The 22731-nt window shown below is 69.9% G+C and carries 25 protein-coding genes and 1 tRNA gene; 9 read left to right on the forward strand and 17 right to left on the reverse strand.

Annotated features, from left to right (window positions below; all coding sequences use genetic code 11):
- The first annotated feature begins 97 nt into the window (after positions 1 to 97).
- Entirely contained in the window at positions 98 to 847 is a 750-nt protein-coding gene (locus KVS71_RS08230; RefSeq protein WP_217584310.1) for a DUF2510 domain-containing protein, read from the forward strand.
- Positions 848 to 854: 7 nt separating this feature from the next.
- Here the strand turns inward: KVS71_RS08230 and KVS71_RS08235 are convergent, their stop codons facing one another.
- The 3 genes from KVS71_RS08235 to KVS71_RS08245 form a co-directional block, all read right to left on the reverse strand.
- Positions 855 to 1454 carry a helix-hairpin-helix domain-containing protein gene (locus tag KVS71_RS08235; protein WP_144881224.1) on the reverse strand — a complete coding sequence of 200 codons (600 nt, stop codon included), beginning with the start codon at positions 1452 to 1454 and terminating at the stop codon, positions 855 to 857.
- Positions 1455 to 1623: 169 nt separating this feature from the next.
- Entirely contained in the window at positions 1624 to 4188 is a 2565-nt protein-coding gene (gene leuS / locus KVS71_RS08240) for a leucine--tRNA ligase (protein ID WP_217584311.1), read from the reverse strand.
- 46 nt (positions 4189 to 4234) lie between these two features.
- On the reverse strand, positions 4235 to 5557 hold the full coding sequence (locus KVS71_RS08245) for an anthranilate synthase component I family protein (protein WP_217584312.1): 1323 nt from the start codon (positions 5555 to 5557) through the stop codon (positions 4235 to 4237).
- Between the two features lie 41 nt (positions 5558 to 5598).
- On the opposite strand from KVS71_RS08245, the gene KVS71_RS08250 reads away from it, so the two are divergent.
- Genes KVS71_RS08250 through KVS71_RS08260 form a run of 3 tightly spaced genes read left to right on the forward strand, consistent with a single transcriptional unit; the run spans position 5599 to position 8165 of the window.
- A complete protein-coding gene (locus KVS71_RS08250; RefSeq protein ID WP_025104953.1) occupies positions 5599 to 6270 on the forward strand; it encodes a DedA family protein in 672 nt (223 codons plus the stop codon).
- Between the two features lie 4 nt (positions 6271 to 6274).
- Positions 6275 to 7300: an App1 family protein gene (locus tag KVS71_RS08255; RefSeq protein WP_060921451.1), complete on the forward strand. Its 1026-nt coding sequence runs from the start codon at positions 6275 to 6277 to the stop codon at positions 7298 to 7300.
- 1 nt (position 7301) lies between these two features.
- Positions 7302 to 8165 carry a 3-methyladenine DNA glycosylase gene (locus KVS71_RS08260; RefSeq protein ID WP_254635584.1) on the forward strand — a complete coding sequence of 288 codons (864 nt, stop codon included), beginning with the start codon at positions 7302 to 7304 and terminating at the stop codon, positions 8163 to 8165.
- A gap of 3 nt (positions 8166 to 8168) precedes the next feature.
- On the opposite strand, the gene KVS71_RS08265 is transcribed toward KVS71_RS08260, so the two are convergent.
- The 5 genes from KVS71_RS08265 to KVS71_RS08285 are packed head-to-tail and all read right to left on the reverse strand — an operon-like array spanning position 8169 to position 12487.
- Complete coding sequence (locus tag KVS71_RS08265) at positions 8169 to 9350, reverse strand: glycoside hydrolase family 3 N-terminal domain-containing protein (protein ID WP_368874611.1); 1182 nt, start codon at positions 9348 to 9350, stop codon at positions 8169 to 8171.
- 26 nt (positions 9351 to 9376) lie between these two features.
- Positions 9377 to 10033: an SDR family oxidoreductase gene (locus KVS71_RS08270; protein WP_217584315.1), complete on the reverse strand. Its 657-nt coding sequence runs from the start codon at positions 10031 to 10033 to the stop codon at positions 9377 to 9379.
- 28 nt (positions 10034 to 10061) lie between these two features.
- Positions 10062 to 10589 carry a DUF3592 domain-containing protein gene (locus KVS71_RS08275; protein WP_105949974.1) on the reverse strand — a complete coding sequence of 176 codons (528 nt, stop codon included), beginning with the start codon at positions 10587 to 10589 and terminating at the stop codon, positions 10062 to 10064.
- Complete coding sequence (locus KVS71_RS08280; RefSeq protein WP_217584316.1) at positions 10586 to 11377, reverse strand: hypothetical protein; 792 nt, start codon at positions 11375 to 11377, stop codon at positions 10586 to 10588. Before KVS71_RS08280 ends, KVS71_RS08275 begins: the two co-directional genes overlap by 4 nt.
- Before the next feature lie 42 nt (positions 11378 to 11419).
- The gene (locus KVS71_RS08285) at positions 11420 to 12487 is read right to left on the reverse strand and encodes an NAD(P)/FAD-dependent oxidoreductase (RefSeq protein WP_217584317.1); all 1068 of its coding nucleotides are present in this window, start codon (positions 12485 to 12487) and stop codon (positions 11420 to 11422) included.
- Between the two features lie 135 nt (positions 12488 to 12622).
- On the opposite strand from KVS71_RS08285, the gene KVS71_RS08290 reads away from it, so the two are divergent.
- The 5 genes from KVS71_RS08290 (at position 12623) to KVS71_RS08310 (ending at position 15644) form a co-directional block, all read left to right on the forward strand.
- Positions 12623 to 12695 (forward strand) — tRNA-Ala (locus tag KVS71_RS08290).
- 113 nt (positions 12696 to 12808) lie between these two features.
- Complete coding sequence (locus KVS71_RS08295; protein WP_217584318.1) at positions 12809 to 13144, forward strand: hypothetical protein; 336 nt, start codon at positions 12809 to 12811, stop codon at positions 13142 to 13144.
- Positions 13104 to 13901, forward strand: coding sequence for a hypothetical protein (locus KVS71_RS08300; RefSeq protein WP_217584319.1), 798 nt, complete (start codon positions 13104 to 13106; stop codon positions 13899 to 13901). The genes KVS71_RS08295 and KVS71_RS08300 overlap by 41 nt, the downstream gene beginning before the upstream one ends.
- Before the next feature lie 264 nt (positions 13902 to 14165).
- Positions 14166 to 15371, forward strand: a complete 1206-nt coding sequence (locus tag KVS71_RS08305) for a DUF3500 domain-containing protein (protein ID WP_217584320.1) — start codon at positions 14166 to 14168, stop codon at positions 15369 to 15371.
- A gap of 99 nt (positions 15372 to 15470) precedes the next feature.
- Positions 15471 to 15644 (forward strand): hypothetical protein, encoded by a 174-nt coding sequence (locus tag KVS71_RS08310; protein WP_158698540.1) that lies wholly within the window; start codon positions 15471 to 15473, stop codon positions 15642 to 15644.
- A gap of 63 nt (positions 15645 to 15707) precedes the next feature.
- Here the strand turns inward: KVS71_RS08310 and KVS71_RS08315 are convergent, their stop codons facing one another.
- From KVS71_RS08315 to obgE, 9 genes are all read right to left on the reverse strand, one after another.
- Positions 15708 to 15965, reverse strand: coding sequence for a hypothetical protein (locus KVS71_RS08315; RefSeq protein ID WP_231919629.1), 258 nt, complete (start codon positions 15963 to 15965; stop codon positions 15708 to 15710).
- A gap of 138 nt (positions 15966 to 16103) precedes the next feature.
- Positions 16104 to 16793, reverse strand: coding sequence for an SDR family oxidoreductase (locus tag KVS71_RS08320; RefSeq protein ID WP_217584321.1), 690 nt, complete (start codon positions 16791 to 16793; stop codon positions 16104 to 16106).
- A 1-nt stretch (position 16794) separates the two neighbouring features.
- Entirely contained in the window at positions 16795 to 17175 is a 381-nt protein-coding gene (gene rsfS, locus KVS71_RS08325) for a ribosome silencing factor (RefSeq protein ID WP_060921685.1), read from the reverse strand.
- Positions 17175 to 18230 carry a hypothetical protein gene (locus KVS71_RS08330; protein ID WP_105949980.1) on the reverse strand — a complete coding sequence of 352 codons (1056 nt, stop codon included), beginning with the start codon at positions 18228 to 18230 and terminating at the stop codon, positions 17175 to 17177. The genes rsfS and KVS71_RS08330 overlap by 1 nt, the downstream gene beginning before the upstream one ends.
- Positions 18227 to 18829, reverse strand: a complete 603-nt coding sequence (gene nadD, locus KVS71_RS08335) for a nicotinate-nucleotide adenylyltransferase (RefSeq protein WP_082749995.1) — start codon at positions 18827 to 18829, stop codon at positions 18227 to 18229. Before nadD ends, KVS71_RS08330 begins: the two co-directional genes overlap by 4 nt.
- Positions 18830 to 18835: 6 nt before the next feature.
- Positions 18836 to 19057, reverse strand: coding sequence for a hypothetical protein (locus KVS71_RS08340; RefSeq protein WP_060921683.1), 222 nt, complete (start codon positions 19055 to 19057; stop codon positions 18836 to 18838).
- A gap of 67 nt (positions 19058 to 19124) precedes the next feature.
- The gene (locus tag KVS71_RS08345) at positions 19125 to 20378 is read right to left on the reverse strand and encodes a glutamate-5-semialdehyde dehydrogenase (protein ID WP_105949981.1); all 1254 of its coding nucleotides are present in this window, start codon (positions 20376 to 20378) and stop codon (positions 19125 to 19127) included.
- 9 nt (positions 20379 to 20387) lie between these two features.
- Positions 20388 to 21173: a glutamate 5-kinase gene (gene proB, locus KVS71_RS08350; RefSeq protein WP_217584322.1), complete on the reverse strand. Its 786-nt coding sequence runs from the start codon at positions 21171 to 21173 to the stop codon at positions 20388 to 20390.
- Entirely contained in the window at positions 21170 to 22669 is a 1500-nt protein-coding gene (gene obgE / locus KVS71_RS08355; RefSeq protein ID WP_025104971.1) for a GTPase ObgE, read from the reverse strand. Before obgE ends, proB begins: the two co-directional genes overlap by 4 nt.
- Positions 22670 to 22731 lie beyond the last annotated feature (62 nt).

Raw genomic sequence — 22731 nt, forward strand, 5'->3', positions numbered from 1 at the left:
CCGCCGGCGTCGGACGCGGTGACGACCTCGTCGGAAGCGATTGAGTAGCCTGGGTACTCGCGCGCGGCGGACGCTGCCGCGACGAGGAGGAGAGCGCATGAATGTCCCGGCTGGGTGGTACGACGATGGTTCCGGGCGCCAGCGGTGGTGGGACGGAGCACGGTGGACCGACGCCTACGCTCCCACTTCGGCTCCGACGAATCCCTCGCTGCCTCATCCCGAGGCGCCGACATACGGGTCGGCCGCCCCGGCGCAACAGGTCCCTGACGCTGCTTCTCGGCCGACGCCGGTCCTCGGGTTCATCGGGCTGGGCCTGGCCGTCTTCGGCGCCGTTCTCGCCTTCATCCCCGTGTTGTTCGTGGTCGGCGCGGTGATCCTGTTCGCCGGGTTCGTCGTGTCGCTGATCGGGTTGTTCACGAAGAACGCCGCGAAGTGGCCGTCGATCGTCGGCATGGTCGTGTCGGTCGTCGGCGCCGTGATCGGGGTCATCGTGCTCATCGTGTCGCTCGTGCTGGCCTCGTCGGCGCTGAACGACTCGTTGCCCGCCGAAAGCGCGCCCCCAGCCAGCGCCCAGCCATCGGACGCGCCGAGCAGCGCCAGTGAGAGCCGTCCGACACCTGAGGAGATCGGCGCGTCCGCGGAGGAGATCAACCGGTCGAACGGCCTGACCACCTATGACGACATGCCGGACTTCTACCCCTGCGTCGGGCAGTACGTCTACGACTCCGAGTTGTCCGATGAGAGCGTCCAGCTCCTGGTCGACGGACGCGATCCGCTCGAGTCCGAGCGGGAGCTGGCGACCCAGGTGATCACGGATGCCACGCTGACCTGCGATCCCCAGGGGTAAGCGACTGTCACACGCGCACCCCGTCGCGCAGCCCCTCCAAGACCTTCTCCCCGATCCCGGGCACCGCCAGGAGATCGTCCACCGTGCGGAACCGACCGTTCTCCTCGCGCCACGCGACGATACGCTCGGCCAGCGCCGGTCCGATTCCCGGGAGCTCCTCCAGAGCCGCCTGATCCGCGGTGTTCAGATCGATGGTCCCGTCTCCGGATGGCGGCGCCGACGGATCGGCGACGGCACCCACGACCGGGACCAGGATCTGCTCCCCGTCCTCGACCCGTCGGGCGAGGTTGACACCCACGAGGTCGGCGGCATCCGTCGACCCGCCGGCGGCCGCGAGGGCATCGACGACCCGGGAGTCGGTGCGCAGGACATACAGGCCCGGGTGCTCGACCGCGCCGAGCACGTGCACGTAGATCTCCGCGGGCCCGGACTCGACCGACGCCGAGCTCTCCGCGAACGGAACGGCCTCGACGGACGACGGTTGCCCCTGCACCAGGCCGAGGCCGACGGCGGTGGAGAGCGCGACGATCGTCAGCACGACCGCCGCGCCGAGCCCGAGGCGGAGCCCCCGACGGGCCGGAGGAGGTGGAGGCGGGGACGAGGTCATCCGGACACCCTAAGCTCCGCGCCCACCGCCTCCCGGAGCCGGACACAGCGACCGTGGAGAGACGCTCCGAAGGGACTCGTCGTGGAGGACGGCCGTTCTCGGTCGCAACCCGGTCCGGGGATCACCGCTTCGCGCCGGGGTCGGCGAAACCGCGGAGAACGCCGGGCACTCAGCCCTTGACGACGATGCTGACGATCTTCGGGGCCCGCACGACGACCTTGACGATCTCGCGATCGCCGATCGACCGGATGACGCGCTCATCGGTGCGCGCCAGCGCCTCGAGCTCGGCCTCGCCGATGCGTGCCGGCACCTCGAGCTGCGCGCGCACCTTGCCGCCGATCTGCACGACCGCGGTGACGGTGTCCTCGACGAGCAGCGCCGGATCGGCGGAGCGCCACGACACGAGTCCGACGGACGGCTCGTGTCCCAGGATCTCCCACATCTCCTCCGCGGTGTGCGGGGCGATGAGGTCGAGCATGACGGCGATGGTCTCCGCCGCCTCACGGACGGCGGGGTCGGCAGCACCGGCAGCGCCGTCGATCGTCTTGCGGGTCACGTTGACGAGTTCCATCAGACGGGCGACGAGCACGTTGAACTTGGTCTGCTCGACCAGCGCAGGCGCCTCGGCGAGCAGCTTGTGCGTCGCACGGCGCAGCGCCGCGTCGCCTCCGTCGAAGACGACGTCGACGGGGCTGGCGACCTCGTGCGCGATCCGCAGGGCGCGCGCGAGGAACTTCTGCGCACCGGTGGTCGACACGTCCGCCCAGTCCTTGTCGTCCTCCACCGGACCGGCGAAGGCCAGACCGACGCGGAGCGCGTCTGCACCGTGGGCGTCGAGCTCCTCCTGGAACAGCACCAGGTTGCCCTTGCTCTTCGACATCTTCTGGCCGTCCAGCAGCACCATGCCCTGGTTGATCAGGTTGGAGAACGGCTCGGTGAAGTCGATCAACCCCATGTCGAAGAGGACCTTCGTGATGAAGCGGGCGTAGAGCAGGTGCAGGATCGCGTGCTCGACACCGCCGATGTACGAGTCCACCGGTGCCCAGCGTGCCGCCTGGGCCGGGTCGAACGCCTGCGTGTCGCTGTTCGGCGACAGGAACCGGAGGAAATACCAGGAGCTGTCGACGAAGGTGTCCATCGTGTCGGGATCGCGGAGTACCGGGTCGCCCGTCTCCGGGTCGGTCGTGCGCACCCAGCTCTCCGCGCCGCCCAGCGGCGAGGTCCCCTTCGGCTTGAGGTCCAGGCCCTCCACGCTCGGCAGCTTCACGGGCAGCCGGTCCTCGGGCACGGGGATGATCCGGCCGTCCTCGGCGTGCAGCATCGGGATCGGCGTCCCCCAGAACCGCTGACGCGAAATCAGCCAGTCACGCAGGCGGTAGTTCTTCGCCGCCCGCCCCGTCCCCGTGGCCTCCAGCTGCTCGATGGCGCGCGCGATCGCGTTGCGCTTGGACAGTCCGTTCAGCGGACCGGAGTTGATCATGCGCCCCTCGCCGGTGAGCGCGACGCCGGTCTTCGCCGGGTTCTGCTCGTCGAGCGCGGCATCGGCGTCGATCGGGACGCCGTCCTCGTCCACCTCGATGACCGGCATGGCACCGGTGACCGGAGCGGTGGTGTCGACGACGACCTTGACCGGCAGGTCGAACGCGCGTGCGAAGTCCAGGTCGCGCTGGTCGTGCGCCGGGACCGCCATGACCGCGCCGTGCCCGTAGTCGGCCAGCACGTAGTCGGCAGCCCAGATCGGGAGCTTCTCGCCGTTGACCGGGTTGATCGCGTAGCGGCCCAGGAACACGCCCGTCTTGGGACGGTCGGTGGACTGCCGATCGATGTCCGTCGTCTTCTGCACCTCGGCCAGGTAGGCCTGGAAGCGCTCACGCACCTCGGGCTCGGCGTCGGCGGCGAGCTCGGCGGCCAGGTCGCCGTCGGGCGCCACGACGAAGAACGTCGCGCCGTGCAGGGTGTCCGGTCGGGTCGAGAACACCGTCACCGGCTCCTCGCGCCCCTCGATGCGGAAGTCGACGTCGGCGCCGACGGAACGGCCGATCCAGTTGCGCTGCATCTGCAGCACCTTGTGCGGCCAGAACCCCTCGAGCTGGTTCAGGTCGTCGAGCAGGCGGTCCGCATAGTCGGTGATGCGGAAGTACCACTGGGTGAGCTTCTTCTTGACGACCTCGTAGCCGCAGCGCTCGCAGCGCCCATCGACGACCTGCTCGTTGGCCAGAACGGTCTGGTCGTTCGGGCACCAGTTGACCGGGCTCTTCTTCCGGTACGCCAGGCCCCGCTCGTACATCTTCAGGAACAGCCACTGGTTCCAGCGGTAGTACTCGGGATCGGATGTGTGCAGCACCCGGCTCCAGTCGAACGAGACGCCGTACTGCTGGAAGCCCACCTTCTGCTGCGCGATGTTCTGGTACGTCCACTCGCGCGGGTCGGCGCCCTGACGGATCGCGGCGTTCTCCGCGGGCAGGCCGAAGGAGTCCCACCCGATGGGGTTCAGGACGTTGTGACCGCGGTGCCGCCAGAAGCGGGCGACGATGTCGGAGTACAGGTAGTTCTCCGCGTGCCCCATGTGCAGGTCACCGGAGGGATACGGGAACATCGCCAGCACGTAGCGCCGCGGCCGCGTGTCCTCGTCGCCGCCCGTGAGGAACGTCTCGTGCTCCGCCCAGTACTTCTGCCACTTGGCCTGGATGGCGTGCGGCGAGGAGAACTCCTCGTCGACGGGAGCGGTGGACATGTTCTCGGACAACGAACGCACGACCAATCTGAAGGGAAAAACGGGATCAGTTCAGGATATCGGAACGCCAGGTGGCGGGCATTTCCGCGCCGAGCGCCGCGAGAGGGGCGCGGGCCTTCGTGGCGACCTCACGCACTTCGGCCGCGGGCACCGATCCCCACGTGATCCCGCCACCGGCGCCGACGAACGCAGCCTCCTCATCCACGACGATGCTGCGGATCACCATCGCGAGGTCGAGCGCACCGTCCACGCCGATATAGCCGAAGCAGCCGGCATAGATGTCGCGCGGGCCGCCTTCGAGCTCGTGCAGCTGCGTCATCGCCGACAGCTTCGGCGCTCCGGTCATGCTTCCGGCGGGGAATGCGGCCTCCAGCAGCACCCCGACCGTGGTCCCCTCCGCGGCCGTGCCGCTGACGGTGCTGACGAGCTGATGCACGGCGGGATAGCTCTCGACCTCCCAGAGCCCCTCGACCCGGATCGACCCCGGCACGCACACCCGGGAGAGGTCGTTGCGCATGAGGTCGACGATCATGACGTTCTCGGCCCGCTCCTTCGGATCCGCGGCGAGCTCTGCGGCGAGCGCGGCATCGGTCACGGCATCGGCGCCTCGAGGGCGGGTCCCCTTGATGGGACGGGTGCGGATGACGCCACCGGCGGCGTGGAGGAACTGCTCGGGGCTGGCACTGAGGAGCGCACGTCCCCCGATACGCAGGAATCCGCCATGGTGGGCGGGAGTCGCCGCCCGCAGCCGCTCGTACACGGCGACGGGGTCATGGGTCCCTGGCACGGTGAACCGCGTCGTGAGGCAGAGCTGGTACGCGATGCCCGCGTGGATGAGGTCGCGGCAGCGGTCGATGAGCTGCTCGTATGCGGCAGGGGTGTGGCGGGCCTCGGCGGCGTGACGATCCTCCACCACCCGCGGCGTCAGCGCTTCGGGGCCGGCGTCGCTCAGAAGGGACTGCAGCCAGCGCTCCCCCTCACGCGACTCCCCCTCCGGGGCCAGCAGCCACAGGCGGTGCGCGGCATGGTCGACCGCCACGGCCATGGTCACGCGCAGCCACGTCCGGGCTTCCGGCTCCGGGTCGGTGGCGACCGGAGCCCCCGCGCGGACGGCTCCGCTCTCGTAGTCGCGCCAGCCCACCCATCCCCCGCGGAACGGCGGCATCCCCGCCTCGACGGGCCCGGCATCCAGGCGCACGTCCTCCGGGAGCTGTTCGGCGACCCCGGTGCCGAGGAAGCTCCATCCCTCGGCGGCGTCAGCGCCCGCATCGAGCCAGAACACATCCGCCAGCTGCTGCGCGATCACCGCGAAAACACGCTCCGGAGCCACCCAGGACGGCAGCGGTCGGGGGGTCAGGCGGTCGGGCACCTTTCCAGCCTAGGACCGGGCCGCTCCCGTATCCTCATGGGGTGGACGACCTCCTGCTCTGGCTCCTCGACACCGTGCAGTCGATCGATCCGGTCACGCGCACTCTGGTCGCGGGTCTCGCCGTCATGCTGGAGACGAGCATCCTCATCGGCCTCATCGTCCCCGGCGACACGATCGTCATCATCGCCTCGATGGGCGTCGCCACTCCCCTCGAGGGCATCGCGATGGGTGTCGCCGTCGTCGTCGGCGCCCTCATCGGAGAGAGCATCGGCTTCTGGCTCGGCCGCTGGCTCGGCCCCTACATCCGTGCTTCCTGGCTCGGGCGGCGGATCGGGGAGCACAACTGGGTCCGCGCGGAGAACTACCTTGCACGTCGCGGCGGCATCGCCATCTTCCTCTCCCGCTTCCTCCCGGTCCTCCACTCCCTCGTCCCTCTCACAGTGGGGATGAGCGAGTACCCCTACCGGCGCTTCCTGGCCTGGACGACCCCGGCCTGCATCATCTGGGCCTCGGCGTACGTGAGCGTGACCTCGCTGGCGGCCGGGAGCTTCCGTGAGCTCGTCGACCGCGTGCACTTCGCGGGCTACCTGTTCGTCGGGGTCATCGCCCTGTTCCTCGTGCTCGCCTACCTGGGCAAGCGGCTGCTGCACCGCCTGGAGGCTCGTCATCTGGAGGCCCCGGCGGCGGAGTCCGACGCCGACGTGAAAGACTGAGGCAATGGCCCCCGCACCCCCGGCGCCCAGGATCCACTGGTTCGCCCGTCTCGAGCACCGCCTGCACGTGTGGCGCGAGGGACGAGCGCGCCGCCGCGGCCGGAACGCCACCGTCCTGCCCTTCCCGGGCTACGGCGGCCCCGGATGGGTCCGTGTGCTCGGTCGTGTGCTCATCGTCCCGCCGCAGCGCCGCGGTCGCGACGGGGAACCGGCGAGCATCCGCGGCTGGCGCAGCTTCGTCGGCATCCCTGTCGGCTTCGCCTCCGTCGACGTGCATGTCGGCGACAGCACGCATCGGGTGGTCGCCGACCGCGGTGGCGTCATCGACACCGTCATCCGCGCCGATCTCGAGCCGGGCTGGCAGACCTTCACGATCACCGTCGAGGGGCAGGAGCCCATCGAGGCCCGGGCCTTCATCGTCGCGGAGACCACCCGGTTCGGCGTCGTCTCGGACGTCGACGACACCGTCATGGTCACCGCGCTCCCCCGCCCCTTCATCGCCTTCTGGAACTCGTTCGTCGTCGACGAGCACGCACGCATTCCTGTGCCGGGGATGGCGGTTCTGCTCGATCAGCTTCTCCGGCAGCACCCCGGTGCCCCCATGATCTATCTCTCCACCGGCGCCTGGAACGTCGCGCCCACCCTGTCACGGTTCCTCGGTCGGCACCTCTTCCCCGCAGGCTCGCTGCTGCTGACCGACTGGGGTCCTACGCATGATCGCTGGTTCCGCAGCGGCCGTGAGCACAAGCTCACGAACCTCCGTCGGCTGGCGACCGAGTTCCCGGACGTCAAATGGCTGCTGATCGGCGACGACGGCCAGCACGACGAGGCCATCTACACGCAGTTCCAGGAGGAGTACCCGGATTCCGTCGCGGGTGTCGCGATCCGACGGCTGCTGCCCGCGGAGGCGGTGCTCGCCGGCGGTCGCGCCGAGATGGAATCGCATGACGCTGACGAGGCTCCTTGGGTGAGTGCAGAGGACGGCGCCGGCCTCCGCGACCAGCTCGGCGATGCCGGCATCCTGCATTGACATGATCCTCACCCGTGACGAGTGGCTCCGGCGCGAGGACGCGCATCGGGAGCGGGCCGACGGGCTGACCGCCTCGCACCGAGACCGTGTGGCGCGCGGCGAGAAGCACCCGGTGTGGGACTTCCTCTTCACCTACTACGGCTATAAGCCCGCGCAGCTGCGCCGCTGGCACCCCGGAGCGGGTGTGGAGCTGGCGGACGCGTCCGAGCGAGTGACATGGCGCTGGTACTCCCCCGGGATGTCACCTGGCGGCGCGATCCCCGACGCCCAGCGCTTCGCCGCCGAGAAGCCGGAGCTCGCTCGCCTCGTCTCGCTGATGCTGCGCCGTACCGGCTCCCGTCCCGGGCAGTTCGGCTGCTTCGGCCTGCACGAGTGGGCGATGGTCTATCGCGCCGCAGAGCATCGGCATGCCGTCCCCCTGCGGCTCGGGCAGGAGGGCACGGACGCGGTGGTCGAGGATCACGATCTCCGCTGCACGCACTTCGACGCCTTCCGGTTCTTCACTCCGGAGGCGGTGCCTCGCAACCGGGCGGCGTTGACGAGAGAGGATCAGCCGCTCCTCGAACAGCCCGGCTGTCTGCACGCCGGCATGGACCTGTACAAGTGGGCGATGAAACTCGGCCCGCTGATCCCCGGCGAACTGCTGCTGGACACGTTCGAGCTGGCGCGCGACATCCGGCTGCTCGACATGCAGGCCGCCCCCTACGACCTGTCGGCGTGGGACGTCGAACCGGTACGCATCGAGACGCCGGAGGGCAAGGCCGAGTACGTCCGGCGCCAGCGCGGTTTCGCGGACCGCGGCGCCGCCCTCCGCGCCTCCCTCCTCACCGCCTGGCTCGGCCCGGACGAGCGCGCCGCAGCCTGAGCGTCAGCGGGCAGTGCAGTCCCCACAGACGGCCCACGACGACGACGCTGCGGCGAGCTCCAGACGCAGGGTGAGCACACGGGTCGCCGCGTCCTCCAGACGCTCGGCGGGGAGCGTCCCGGCGTCGACGGCCGCGGCGATCCCCGCGGCCATCTCGGTCGCGGTCTGCGCCGTGGACCCCGCGATCATGAGCACGAGGTCGTTGCCGGCCGCGACCGCGGCGACGCCGTTCGCGACGGGGTCGGCGTATGCCGGATCCCCCGAGGACAGCAGCATGCCGAGGTCGTCCGTCACGGCCACACCCTCGAAGCCGAGCTCCTCCCGCGCGATGCGATGCCACTCCGCGGAGAGCGACGCCGGACGGGAGTCCACGGCGGTGAACGCGAGATGGCCGTACATGAGCAACGAGGCGCCGGCTTCGATGCCGGCGGCGAACGGGACGCCGTCCCCTTCACGCCACGCCGCCTTCGTCATTCCGGTGCTCGGGATCGCCTGATGGGAGTCTCCCGGCGCCGCTCCATGCCCGGGGAAGTGCTTGAGCGTGGACGCGACGAAGTGCTCCTGGGCCGCGGTCGCCGCCGCGGTGCGGTCGGCGGCACTCTCCGGATCGGTGCCGAGGGCACGCCCGAAGATGAACGAGCCGCGGTCCGCCGGGACGTCGGCGACGGTGCCGAAGTCGACGGTGATCCCGGCGCGGGCGACGAGCGCGCCGCGGGCCGCGAAGGCCGCCGAGGTCTCGGCGACCGGACGGCTCTTCAGGGTCGTCGACGCTGGGAAGGCGTCCCAGGGCAGTCGCGAGACGATGCCGCCCTCCTGGTCCACGGCGATCAGCGGCGGGAGGGCCGGGTCGATCGTCAGCGCGGCCGTCAGTGCGCGGAGTTCTTCCTCCGTCGCCGGGATGTTCCCACCCATGAGGATGAAGCCTCCGAGCCCCGACTTCATGTAGTCGCGTAGCGCCGCCGGATCGGTCCCGCCGATGTGTCCCATCACGATGGATGACGCCTGATCCGCCGTGCTCATGTCCGCGACGAGGGCGGCGGCCTGCTCCCGGATCGCGTCAGGTTCTGCAGCCTGCACCGACACCGCCTCGGCAGCCGGCTCCGGGCTGGACTGTGCAGCCGCCGACACCCAGGCACCTCCCGTGAGGGCGAGCAGGACGAGTGCGGCGCCTACGCCTCGCCGCACCCGTGACCAGCCCCGGTTCATCGCTCTCAGCGCGCGAGCGCCTCGGCGATCGGCACCGAGGTCTCCTCGTCGCCGTTGCCGAAGCGGATGGTGCGCCCGATCGTGCCCGGATCCTCCAGGGTCGCGACGATGACCGCCGCGACGTCGGCGCGGGAGACCTCGCCGCGCCCTTCCGGGTCGATGCGGATGCGTCCGGTCGGGTCGTCGAAGGTCAGCGTGCCAGGGCCGAGGATGGTCCCGTCGAGGCCGGAAGCGCGGAGGTGCTCGTCTGCGGCCCACTTCGCATCGGCGTACGGGAAGAAGGAGTCGTCCTCCGGCACGCCGTGATCGGCCGTGGAGCCGATCCACGACACCATGACGTAGCGTCGCATACCCGCGCGCTCCGCCGCGTCCATGGTCCGCTCCGCCGCGTCCCGGTCGACGGCGTAGGTGCGCTCGGGGCTCCCGCCCCCGGCACCGGCCGACCACACCACCGCGTCGTGCCCGCGGATGATCTCGGTGAGGGCGTCGACGTCCATGGTCTCGATGTCGGCGACGAGAGCGATCGCGCCGCTCTCCTCCACCTCGGACACGTGATCGGGGTTCCGGATCACCCCCGTGACCTCGTGACCGCGGGCCACGAGGAGCGGGGCGAGCAGCAGGGCGATGCGGCCGTGGCCGCCGAAGACGAGGATGCGCGACATGTCTTCACCCTACGCGCCCTCGCCGACGTCAGTCCGGGATCTGCGAACTGTCGATGACGAAGGCCTGCGGATGCGAGGGCAGGTATCGGACGACCACCGGTGCCCCACTCGGGAGCCACGCGTCACGGTCCGGGTACACGGCCGGAGTGAAGAAGTCGCTCTCCAGCGTGTATTCGGTGCCGTCCGCGGCCGTGAACGTCACCCAGTCCCCGTCCACCGTGCCGGTGGTGGGACGACCGTTCTCGAAGATGTACGCGCGGGTCACCGGGACACCGGTCAGGCTCAGGATGCCGATGATGAGGGAGCCGAGCATCACGAAGGCCAGGACGCGGAAGAACACGCGGACCACGGAGCCGCCGATGCTGCCGCGGGATCGCGTGCCCGCCGGAACAAGCCCTTCCCGCTCGCGGACAGCCCGCAGCGAGCCGCCTCCGGTCGTTCCCCGCGCGGACACCGCGAACAGCCCGAGGATCGAGAACGCCGCGATGAAGACCATCGCGTAGCCGTGTGCGGCCGGGAAGTTCACGAGCCACATCAGCGTGTCGAGGGGGTTCATCGTGCCGGCTCCTTCTCGATGGTGACGGCGACCGTGTGCAGATCCTCACGCCGGTAGAACGCCCAGATCGGTGCTCCCACCTGCAGGCGCGATACGGCCTGCGGGTAGACGAACACGGTGGTGTCGGCCTCCCACGGCTCTGCTCCTTCGGGGGCCACGAGCACCTTCAGCGCGAGCTCGCTCTGCCCCTCGCGGCGCCGTCCGGTCGGACGCACCTCGACGACGGACGCTGGCACCTGGGTCCCCGTCGTACGAGCGCGGACCTGGGACGGGTCGATGAGGCCGCGGTCGATGCGCCACTGCAGCATCGCCTCTCGGACGCTCGGGTCGCTGAGGTCAGCGAGCTCGACGGTGTCGGGGTCGTCCACGTTGTAGCGGACGGGGACGGGCTGCCCCACCTGCAGCGCTCCGACGTCACCGGCGTCGAGCAGCATGCGCAGCTGTCCGATGAAGTCGTCGCCGACGCTGGGGCTGACCCGGATGAAGAGGTCGTACTGGGGCACGTCGTTCACGGTCACGCCGGTGCGCGACATCTCGACGACGGTGCCGACGCCGATCTGCGCCGGCCCGCGGACCTTCTTGCGCCGCGCCAGACCCGACATCGATCCGCCGAAGGTGAGCAGCAGGCCCCAGGCGACGCCGATCACGATCGGTCCGCCCAGGCCGTCATCGCTCGCGAAGGGGAGGATCGACTCGCGCTGGTTCACACCGAACAGGCCTTCCCCCACCCACACCACGAGCCACGCGGAGAGCAGCAGCCAGACGACGGTCAGGATGATGCGCAGCATGCCTCCCAGCGTATCCACAGGAGGCGCCGGACGACGAAACGGTCACGAGGAGACCGCGGCGCCCTCCTTCGCGAGCGCGCGGACGACGCCGGTCGCAGCCGCTCGCCCCGCTCTGTTCGCGCCGATGGTGCTCGCGGACGGGCCGTAGCCGACGAGCTGCACCCGGGGATCCGCGACGGCCGTCGTGCCGCGGCCGCCGCGGTCGAGCTGGATCCCGCCCGCGGCACTGCGCAGGTGGAGCGGGGCGAGGTGGCCGATGGCCGGCCGGAACCCCGTCGCCCACAGGATCACGTCGACGCGCTCGAACGCTCCGTCGGACCAGCGCACGCCGTCGGGCTCGATGCGCTGGAAGAGCGGTCGACGGTCGGCGTACGCACCGAGGCGCTCCGCTTCCCTCTCTTGCGGTCGGAGCATGAGCCCCGTGACGCTGACCACGCTCTCCGGGGGCAGGCCGGCCGCCACGCGCTTCTCGACGAGCGCGACCGCGGCGGCACCGGCCTCCGGCGTGAAGTCGTCGTCCCGCCAGACGGGCGGGCGTCGGGTGACCCACAGCGTCTCGGTGAGAGGAGCGAGGGCACCGAGGAACTGCACGGCGGATGCACCGCCGCCCACGACCAGCACCCGCTTGCCGAGGAAGTGCTCAGGGCCGGGGTAGTCGACGGTGTGGAACTGCTCCCCGAGGAACGTCTCCATCCCCGGATAATGCGGGATGAAGGGTTGCGTCCAGGTGCCCGTCGCGTTGACGAGAGTGCGGGTGCGCCACTCCCCCTCGTCGGCCTCGACGACCAGGACGCCCTCGTCGTCATCGACCCGGCGGACGTGCACCGGCCGCAGCACCGGAAGATCATGGGCCTTCTCGTACGCGGCGAAGTACTCCGGCACCGCGATGTTCGCCCGGCGCTCGTCCCGCGGCGGCGCGCTGTCTCCCGGGAGCTCGGCGACCCCGTGCACGTCGCGCATCGTGAGGGCGTCCCACCGGTGCTGCCAGGCTCCCCCGGCCCGCGCATCGGCGTCCAGCACGACGTGCTCGATCCCGCGGCGACGCAGGTGAAACGACGCGGACAGCCCGGCCTGGCCGGCGCCGATCACGATGCTGTCGAGAGTGCTCACGATGGATCGAACGCCGTCGCTCCTCCGGATGTTCCTCGCGCCCCGACGCGCCCGGGCAGCCCGCGCCGATTGGTGCGGATGCGGATTCGTGTAGTAGTGTTTTCACGTTGCCCGGAGCACTCCGGAGCAGCGTCTGGGCCTGTGGCGCAGCTGGTAGCGCACCTGCATGGCATGCAGGGGGTCAGGGGTTCGAGTCCCCTCAGGTCCACGAATAACCCTCGGTTCGCCGGGGGTTTTCGTGTTTCTGGAGCCAGTGGCATCTCGCGATGTCAGGCCCTCGCGCCGCATTCCGTCGCGCGACACCGTCGCCGCTTCGCCCCCGTGATCCTCGGGATTCTCGCCGTCGTCGCGCTCGGGATCGGCGGGGTGGTCGCGTGGCGTCTCTTCGCCCCCACCCCGTCGGACTACGAGGGCCTCGACGCCACCGACCGGGAGATGCTCACCCAGTTGTCGGAGGAGTACGACGTCACGGCGGCACATCCGGCGGAGATCTGGACGGACGTCTACCGGTATGAGGAGCAACCGCTGGTGCTGCTGCGCACGGTCGGGGAGAAGAGCTCCTTCTGGTCGCACGCGATCCTCGTCAACAATGAGCGGCGTCACGGACACCTCCGGCATGACGAAGATCGACGTTCCCGGGGCCACTCACCTCGATGACGTCCGCATCAGCCGGACGTTCGGTGTCGGGGATGGGATGCTGTACGCCCCCTCGAACTTCGGTGTGATCGAGGTGGATGGCGACGATGTCCTCGCGTTCAAGTACAACCAGGCGATGCTCGACACCGAGACCACGACGTCGCAGGGTTTCGCGCGCTTCTCCCTGCACGAGAACTTCCACGTCACGAAACAGGGGATCGATCCCGAGGCGCCCGGCGCCTGGCCGTGGGAGGCCGGCGGCACGATTCCGGACTACCCGCATACGGCGGCGCAGTACGAGTTGCTGCGCGTGGAGGCGCGGATCTTCGACCGGGTCGAGACCGAGACCGATCCGCAGGTGCTGGCCGCCCTCGCGTCCGACCTCGCCGCTGTGCGCATGGCCCGCTATACGACGTGGCCGACTCTGGAGTTGGAGATCGAGCTGGAGGCCATCGAGGGGACCGCGACCTACGTCGAGCGGGCTTTCGACAGAGCACGAGGCCTCACTCCCGTTCAGAACACCTTCACCGACGGTCTCGAAGCACTGATCGAGGATCCGGATCAGCAGGCTGTCCTGGAACGCGACTATTCGTACTTCACGGGTGCCCAGCTCGGGCTGCTTCTCGACCACATCGCCCCGGACTGGAAGACGCAGCTCGAGCCCGCTCCCACCGGGTCGGCGTCGACTCCTTTCGCGACGCTGCAGCGCGTGACCGGCGTCCGCACGGCACCCGACGAGGCACAGCTCCGCACGATTGTGGACCGCTACCTCCCCTAGCCCCCTCAGGCTTTCGCGCGACAACAGGCCTCGACGGGAGGGGACGCCTGTTGCTGCGCGAATGCCTGAGACAATGCGGGCCGGCCGGTTCACTCGAGGGCCCCCGACAGGCGACAGAGCCTGTACTCGATGACGACTCCTGACCATCGAGTCCCCCGATCACCGCCCCCGCTGCGTGGGAGACATCCGAGATGGCCCAGGGCTCATAGGAATCACATCGACGGCACAAAGGATCATCAACGGTCGCGTTCCTAGCCTGGGGCCATGAACACGACATCCTCTCCCGCACAGAAACGCCTCGCCTGGCTCTCCGGCCTCGTCCTCGCGGGCGGCCTCGTCTTGAGCGGCTGCGCGGCCGCCACGACCGCCGAACCGACGACCTCTGCTTCGTCGTCCGCCTCGGCTTCCGCCGCCGCGTCGACGGAAGCCGGAACGACCGCGGGGACGATCGCCGACACGTCCGCCGCTGCCGCGGCCTTCCTCGCGACGCTGACCGACGAACAGAAGGAGACCGTTCTCTACGACTTCGACGACGAGACGAAGACGACGTCGTGGTCGAACTTCCCGGTGACCTTCGTGCAGCGGGCCGGTCTGAACCTCACCGACCTGACCGAGGAGCAGCGGACCGCGGCGCTCGCCGTGCTGGAGGCTCTCCTCAGCGACGAGGCCTACGCCACCGTGACCGGGATCATGGGCGGCGACGAGTACCTCGCCGAGAACAGCAGCAGCACCGAGGAGTCCCTCGGGCAGTACTACATCGCCTTCTTCGGCGATCCGACAGCGACCGACGGCGCCTTCGAGGTGCAGTTCGGCGGGCACCACCTCGGGATCAACGCCACGCTCGACGGCAGCACCGACGCGATCACCTTCGCGCCCACGCACCTCGGCGTCCAGCCCGCCGTCTACACGAACGAGGACGGCGAGGAGGTGCAGCCGTTCGACGGCATCTACACGGACGCCTTCGCGTTCTTCGACAGCCTCACCGCCGACCAGCAGGCCACCCTGACCTCCGGCGATGTGAGCATGTGCGCACCGGGCGACACCTGCGATTTCGCCACCGGCGCGGGCCTGTCCGGAGCCGACCTCTCCGACGAGCAGCGGGACCTGCTTCTCCAGCTCATCGCGAACTGGGCCGGGATGAGCGACGAGGAGACCACGGCCTCCACGCTGGCCGAGATCGAGCAGACACTGGATGACACCGTGATCGCCTGGTCCGGGGCGACGACGTACGACATGAGCACCGGAGACGGCATCGACTTCTCCATCTCCGGGCCGAAGGTCTACGTCGCGTTCCAGGCGCAGCAGGGCTTCGCGGGCGCCGACGTCGAGGGCGTGACGACGTCGGGCTGGGGTCACGTGCACACTATCTACCGCGACCCGACGAACGACTACGCGAACAGCGTCACCCAGCAGGCCGCGTCCGGCATGAGCGGCGGCCCGGGTGGCGGGAGCACACCTCCCGCTTCCTGACCGCGGAGCAGGCCCGTAGTCCCCCGTGCTGCCATGCGTCAACCGCCTCGTCTGCGTCGGCGGCCCGGCGTAGAAAGGCATCCGACGAAAGGAGACGACATGTCCAACACGACTCCCCCGATCCCGCCTCTCCCGCCGATCGCCGATGGCGACGCGGAGGACGTCCCGACGCGCGAGGTCGACGGCGAAGAGGTTCTCGACGAGGACGCCGACGACGCTCAGATCGACAGCGCGGAGGCCGACCGCGCCGCTGTCGTCGGCGACGACGACTGACCGGTAAAGCACGAAAGGGCACCCCGCACGGCGGGGGGTGCCCTTTTCTTGCGTTCTCGCAGCTCAGGTGGCCAGCAGCGGCGGGCGAGAGGGGATCGCGATGGGTCGCGTGGCCCGGCTGGCACCCTGCATCCGCTCGACCTCCTCCAACACCTCGAACGCCGTGCCGTAGCGGATCGCCAGCGGAAGATCGCGCAGCCACGTGACCTCGACCTCGGTATCGGCGAGCTCATAGACGCAGGCGACGACATGCCGCGGGTCGTTCTGGGGATAGCGCAGGTCGTTGATCACCCACTCCGACGGCGTGATGCGGTGAAGCACGAAACGGGGATCAGGAACTTCTGACATCAGTCGGCCCTCCAGGACTCTCTGATGACGAGCCTCTGATACCCCGCGGGGGAAGGGAAGGGCCTTGACACCCTCTCGCTGAGGTGCAGGAGAATGGAAGGATCGACTCGTTCAGCCCTGCGGACGCACCGTGAGATCCGTGAGGTGCGCGTCCCGCGGGAGGTCCAGCGCCGCGAGGATCGTCGTCGCCACGGCTTCCGGTGTGATGAACCGGGCTGCGTCGTACTCCTGACCCTCCTGCTGGTGCACGCGTTCCTGCATGGGCGTCGCCGTGCGCCCTGGATAGACCGATGTCACCCGGAGGCCGTGCTCGGCTTCCTCCTGCCGGAGCGCATCCGCGAGGGCGCGCAGACCGTGCTTCGAGGCCGCGTACGCCGACCACCCAGGGCTCGCCCGGAGTCCGGCTCCGGAGTTCACGAACACCACATGACCCCGCGAGACGCGGAGGACGGGCAGCAGGAGCCGCGTGAGCTCCGCCGGGGCGACGAGATTGACGGCGAGCTGCTGGTCCCAGAGCGCCGGAGTGAGATCTCCCACCGTTCCGAGGTCGACGACCCCGGCCGCGTGCACCAGGGAATCGATGCGATCGGGCAGGCTCTGCTTCGAGAGCGCCCAGGAGAGGCGTCCCGGCTGCGCGAGGTCGCCGACCAGCGCCGAGACCCCTGGCAGCTGCTCGGCGATCTGCCGTGCTCGTCCCGCATCGCGCGCGAGCACCACGACGTCGTCGCCACGCTCCACGAGTCGTCGGGCGAGGACCTCGCCGATCCCCGAGCCCGCACCGGTCAGCAGGTGCGTGGCCATGTCAGGCGTTGTCAGCCGAGGTCTCGGCGACCTCGAGCGGGATCACCGGGCAGTCCTTCCACAGACGCTCCAGGCCGTAGTAGACCCGCTCCTCCTGGTGGAAGACGTGGACGATGAGGTCGCCGAAGTCCAGCAGCACCCACCGTGCCTCGGCTCGCCCCTCCCGGCGCACGCGCTTGTGCCCGGACTCGACGAGACGGTCCTCGATCTCGTCGGCGATGGCGGCGACGTTCCGCTCGCTGTTGCCGGTCACGAGCAGGAAGATGTCGACGAGCGGGAGCGGTTCGGAGACGTTCAGCGCGACGAGATCCTCACCCCCCTTGGCCACGGCGGCTTCAGCGGCGATGCGCAGCATCTCTTCGGCGGTTTCGGGTGATTGCATCAGAAGACGTTTCCTGTGAAGGCGATGACCAGGGCCGTGCCCAGACCCAGCGCGAGGGCGCCCGCGACGATGGCGGCGATCAGCATCAGCCGGTTGCCCTTCTCGGGTGCCGGCGGACGGATCACCTCGCCGGCGGGCTTGATGGTGCTGACGGCGGAACTCGCCGCGATCGGAGTGGGGGAAGACGCGGGCGGCAGCTCGCCGTCGATGAGGACGGCGTCGACCTCTTTGCCGTCCGTCGTTCCGTGGGCGTGGCCCTGCGAGCCGAGCCCCTTCGGCAGCTCGTACGACCCCGTGACGAGGATCTCGCCGGTGGAGGCGACCGGACCGGAGAGAGAGCCCTCGCCGGGGGACGGGGTGAAGATCAGCGCGTTCGGGGCCGAGTGCTGGGTGCCCCCGGAGTCGTTCGAGGTGAGCAGCTCATCGAAGGAGGGGCGGAAGGGTGCCTGCTCGGCGGGCGTCTCGTCCTGCAGCACGCCCTGGCCGAAGGTCGGACTGACCGTCGGACGCTCGCCCTGGTCGACATCCTCCTCGGCGTCCTCGTCGAGGAGGTCCTCCCCCTCGGCGGTGTCCTCCTGGCTGACACCGAGTGCGACCGCGGGATCCTCAGGCTCGGACTCCGGCGTCTGCGCGTGCTCGTCGGCGAGTGGCACCTCTCCGACCGTGTCGGCGGCCTGGGCCGCACTGACGGGCTCCGCGACGACCTCGTCGTTATCGATGTCGTCGTCGCCGGAGGCATCCGGCTGCACCGCCGGCTCTTCCAGCGCCTCCTGCTCCGGCGCGCCGGCGGCGGGAACCGGGACGGTCTTGATCTTCTCCTGCTCCCGCGCCTGACGCCGGGTGAGCGGCGCGGCCTCAGGATCGACAGGAGTGCCGGCGACCGGGGCGGGCGGGATGACCACGGGCTCGGCGGCACGCGGCAACGGCTGCGAGGGAGCCGCGGCTTCCGCGGCGGCGTTGGCCTGCTCCTCGCTGATGATCGGGGTGGATCCCGTCAACCGGATCTCCCGCAGCTGCTTCCGCGTCAGCGGACCTCGCTGATCCGATGTGCTCATGCCTTGCTCCGATACAGATGATGCTTCGCGATGTACTGGACGACCCCGTCGGGGACGAGGTACCAGACCGGTTGATCGTCGCGGACGCGGTCTCGACAGTCCGTCGACGATATGGACAGCGCCGGCACCTCGAGCTGGCTGACGTCGTCGCTCGGGAGGCCGTCGATGCTCAGAACGTGTCCTGGGCGGGAGACCGCGACGAAGTGGGCCAGTTCCCACAATTCATCATGGTCTCTCCAACTGAGAATTTGCGCCACGGCGTCCGCCCCGCTGATGAAGAACAGCTCGGCGTCCGGGCGCTGCTCCTTGAGGTCGCGGAGCGTGTCGATCGTGTACGTCGGACCCGCGCGGTCGATGTCCACGCGGCTCACCGTGAACTGCGGGTTGGAGGCCGTTGCGATGACCGTCATCAGATAGCGATGCTCACTCGGCGTGACGTCGGCCTTCTGCCAGGGACGACCCGTCGGGACGAACACCACCTCGTCGAGATCGAACGAGTGCGCGACCTCGCTGGCGGCGACCAGATGGCCGTGATGGATCGGATCGAAAGTCCCGCCCATCACGCCGATGCGCGGTGCGCGCGTGGTCGCGGTGCTCATGAGGGCCTAGTGGCCGTGTCCCGCCTCGTGGTCCTTGCCGTGCTTCGCCGCCCAGGCCTCCGCCTTCGCCGAGTGGCGGTTCGCGACGTTCTTGTACGACAGCGTCACGAGACCGAGAGCGGCGAACACGATCGCGGCGATGGCTCCGAAGATCACCGTGTCGAGAGCCACGTTGCCGTGGTGCTCGGTCTCTGCGGCGGCCATCGCGATCTGTGCGACGAGGTTCATCCTGACTCCGTTCGTGGCGTGCTGTCTCGGGGGTCCTGTGGGGATACAGCGTCCCCCAGTCTAGCCCTCACCCGCGGGTCTGACCTGTCCCACGCGCGAGCCATTTCGTACTGGTCAGCTCGGAGAGCCCCATCGGACCCCGCGCATGCAGCTTCTGCGTCGAGATCCCCACCTCGGCGCCGAAGCCGAACTCGGCCCCGTCCGTGAACCGCGTGGAGGCGTTCACCATCACCACGGCGGAGTCCACCTCGGCCAGGAACCGCTCCGCGCTGCGGGAGTCGGTGGTGACGATGGACTCCGTGTGCCCCGTGCTGTAGCGCCGGATGTGGTCGAGAGCGTCGTCGAGGCTGTCGACGACCTTCATCGCGACGTCCAGGCTCAGGTACTCGGTCGCCCAGTCCTCCTCGGTCGCCGGAATGATGTTGGCCACGAGTCCTGCGACCACGTCGTCGCCGTGGATCGCCACCCCCTCACTCATGAGCGCGCTCGCGACGAGCGGGATCAGCCGCGGGGCGGCCTGTCGGTGGACGAGAACGGTCTCGACCGCGTTGCACACGCTCGGGCGCTGCACCTTGGCGTTCACGACGATGTCGGACGCCCAGTCGTCCGGGGCGCTCTCGTCGAGCAGGATGTGCACGTTCCCGGCGCCCGTCTCGATGACAGGCACCGTCGACTCCGTCACGACGGTCTCGATGAGACCGGCGCTGCCGCGGGGCACGAGCACGTCGATGAAGCCGCGGCCGTGCATGAGTGCCTTCGCCCCGTCGCGGCCGAAGTCGTCGACGGTCTGGATCGCCTCCGGCGTCACGCCCGCGGTACCGAGGGCGGAGCGCATCACGTCGACGAGCACCGTGTTCGAATCGCGTGCGGCGCTGCCTCCGCGCAGGACGACCGCATTGCCCGAGCGCAGGGCGAGGGCGGCGATGTCGACGGTGACGTTGGGTCGCGCCTCATAGATGGCCCCGACCACGCCGAACGGCACGCGCACCTGTTCGAGAGCCACGCCGTTCGGCATCCGGTGCCCACCGACCACGCGACCCACCGGGTCGGGCAGAGCCGCCACATCGCGGACGGCGGCTGCGAGGGCGGAGACCCTCTTCTCGTCCAGACGGAGGCGGTCGACGAGGGATTCGCCGATGCCGTCCTCACGACCGCGCTCGACATCCCGCTGGTTCGCCTCGATGATCCGGGCGGCATCCGCCTCGAGGGCGACGGCGATGGCTTCGAGTGCCCGCGCCTTGTCGTCGCTCGTGAGGGCGGCGGTCGCTCGCGAGGCCTCCTTGGCCCGCTCCAGGCGCGTCTGAGGGGTGAGGTCGGTCATCCGCCCAGTCTAGGAGGTGGCGGGCTCGAACCAGGTCCCGATGTGGGCGCCCGCCAGGGCCTGGGAGACGAGGTCAGCACTGGTGACCAAGACCCCGATGCCCGAGGCCGCCGCGAGTCGGGCGGCGGAGACCTTCGTAGCCGCTCCCCCGGTGCCGACGCTGTTGACGACCGTGGCGCCGAACTCCAGCCCGGAGAGGTCCGCGTCCGGAGTGACGACGTCGATGGGCTCGGCGGCGGGGTCGCTCGGCGGCCGCGTGTACAGCGACTCGATGTCGCTGAGGAGGATGAGGGCGTCGGCCTCGATGAGCTGCGCGACGAGAGCGCCCAGCCTGTCATTGTCGCCGAACCGGATCTCCTGCGTCGCGACCGTGTCGTTCTCGTTCACGATCGGAAGGGTTCGCAGCCCCAGCAGGCGCTCCATGGCCCGCCGTGCGTTCGAGCGCGACGTCGGGTTCTCGAGGTCTCCGGTGGTGAGCAGCACCTGACCGGCGACGATGTCGAAGGGGCGCAGTGCCTCCTGGTACCGGTAGACGAGGATGTTCTGCCCGACCGCGGCCGCGGCCTGTTGCGTGGCGAGGTCGGTGGGCCGCGCGTCCAGGCGGAGGAAGGGGATGCCGGAGGCGATCGCTCCCGACGACACGAGCACGACCTCGGCTCCGCGGGCATGCGCCGCGGCCAGCGCCTCGACGAGCACCGGGATGCGCCAGGACGACTCGCCGCTGATGGAGGACGAGCCCACCTTCACGACGATCCGCGTCGCCGTCGCGAGGTCGGCGCGCGTGCGTGCGGTCACGCCTCGTCCTCGCGGTACGTGGCGAGCCGCTCCGCCTCCAGCTCGGCGCGCGCCTGCGCCTTCGCGTCCATGCGCTCGTAGTACTGCTCGCGCCGCTCGGACGTGGTGCGGCGGGCATTCGGCGCCAGACGCGGGTCGGTGCCGCGGGGTGCCGTCATGAGCTCGGCCGCGGAGCTCATCGTCGGCTCCCAGTCGAAGACGATGCTGTCGCCCTCGCCGATCACGACCGTCGAACCCTGCACGGCGCCGAGACGGAAGAGCTCGTCCTCGACGCCCAGCTTCTCCAGACGGTCGGCGAGGTAGCCCACGGCCTCCTCGTTCTGGAAGTCGGTTTGTTGCACCCAGCGCACCGGCTTCTCGCCCAGGATGCGATAGATGTTGCCATAGGTGCCGCCCTCGACCCGGATGGTGAACGGCTTCACCGAGCCCTTCGGGCGGATGACGACGCGCTCGCGCGGCGCCTCGACCGCGGTCTCCTTGCGGTGCTGCTCGACCAGCTCGCCGAGAGCCAGCGTGAGGGGGCGCAGCCCCTCGTGCGAGACCGTGGAGATCTCGAACACCCGGAAACCGCGAGCCTCCAGGTCGGGCCGCACGAGATCGGCGAGGTCACGCGCCTCCGGCACGTCGACCTTGTTCAACGCCACGAACTGCGGGCGCTCCAGCAGAGGAGTCTGGCCCTCCGGCACCTCGTACGCGGCCAGCTCGGCGAGGATGACGTCGAGGTCGGAGATGGGGTCGCGGTTCGGCTCCAGCGTCGCGCAGTCGAGCACGTGCAGCAGGGCGGAGCAGCGCTCCACGTGCCGCAGGAACTCGAGTCCGAGCCCGCGGCCCTCGCTGGCGCCCTCGATGAGGCCGGGCACATCCGCGACGGTGTAGCGGAAGTCCTCCACCTGGACCACGCCGAGGTTCGGGTGCAGCGTCGTGAAGGGGTAGTCGGCGATCTTGGGTCGTGCGGCCGAGATCGCGCCGATGAGGCTCGACTTGCCCGCGGACGGGTAGCCGACGAGCGCCACGTCGGCGACGGTCTTGAGCTCGAGGACGACGTCGCCCTCGAAGCCCGGGGTGCCGAGCAGAGCGAACCCCGGAGCCTTGCGCTTGGGGGTCGCCAGGGCCGCGTTGCCCAGTCCGCCCTGACCGCCCGCAGCCACGACGAAGCGCTCCCCCGGCTCGATCATGTCGATCAGGACGTCGCCGTTCGGGTTCTTGACCACGGTGCCGACCGGGACGGGGAGCTCCAGGGTCTCGCCGTCGAAGCCGGAGCGGTGGTCGCCCATGCCCGGTCCGCCGTTGCCCGACGAGCGGTGCGGCGAGTGGTGGTACGACAGCAGCGTGCCGGTCTGCGTGTCGGCGACGAGCACGATGTCGCCGCCGTCGCCGCCGTTGCCGCCGTCCGGACCGCCGAGGGGCTTGAACTTCTCCCGGTGCACGGAGACGCAGCCGTTGCCGCCTTTGCCTGCACGCAGGTGCAGTGTGACGGTGTCGACGAACGTGACCATGTGCGAGTCCTTCGGTTGCTCAGGGTGCCTGACGGCAGATACACGGACGGGGCGAGCCGAAG

The sequence above is a fragment of the Microbacterium sp. GbtcB4 genome, from assembly GCF_019091465.1.
Classification (GTDB): Bacteria; Actinomycetota; Actinomycetes; order Actinomycetales; family Microbacteriaceae; genus Microbacterium; species Microbacterium paraoxydans.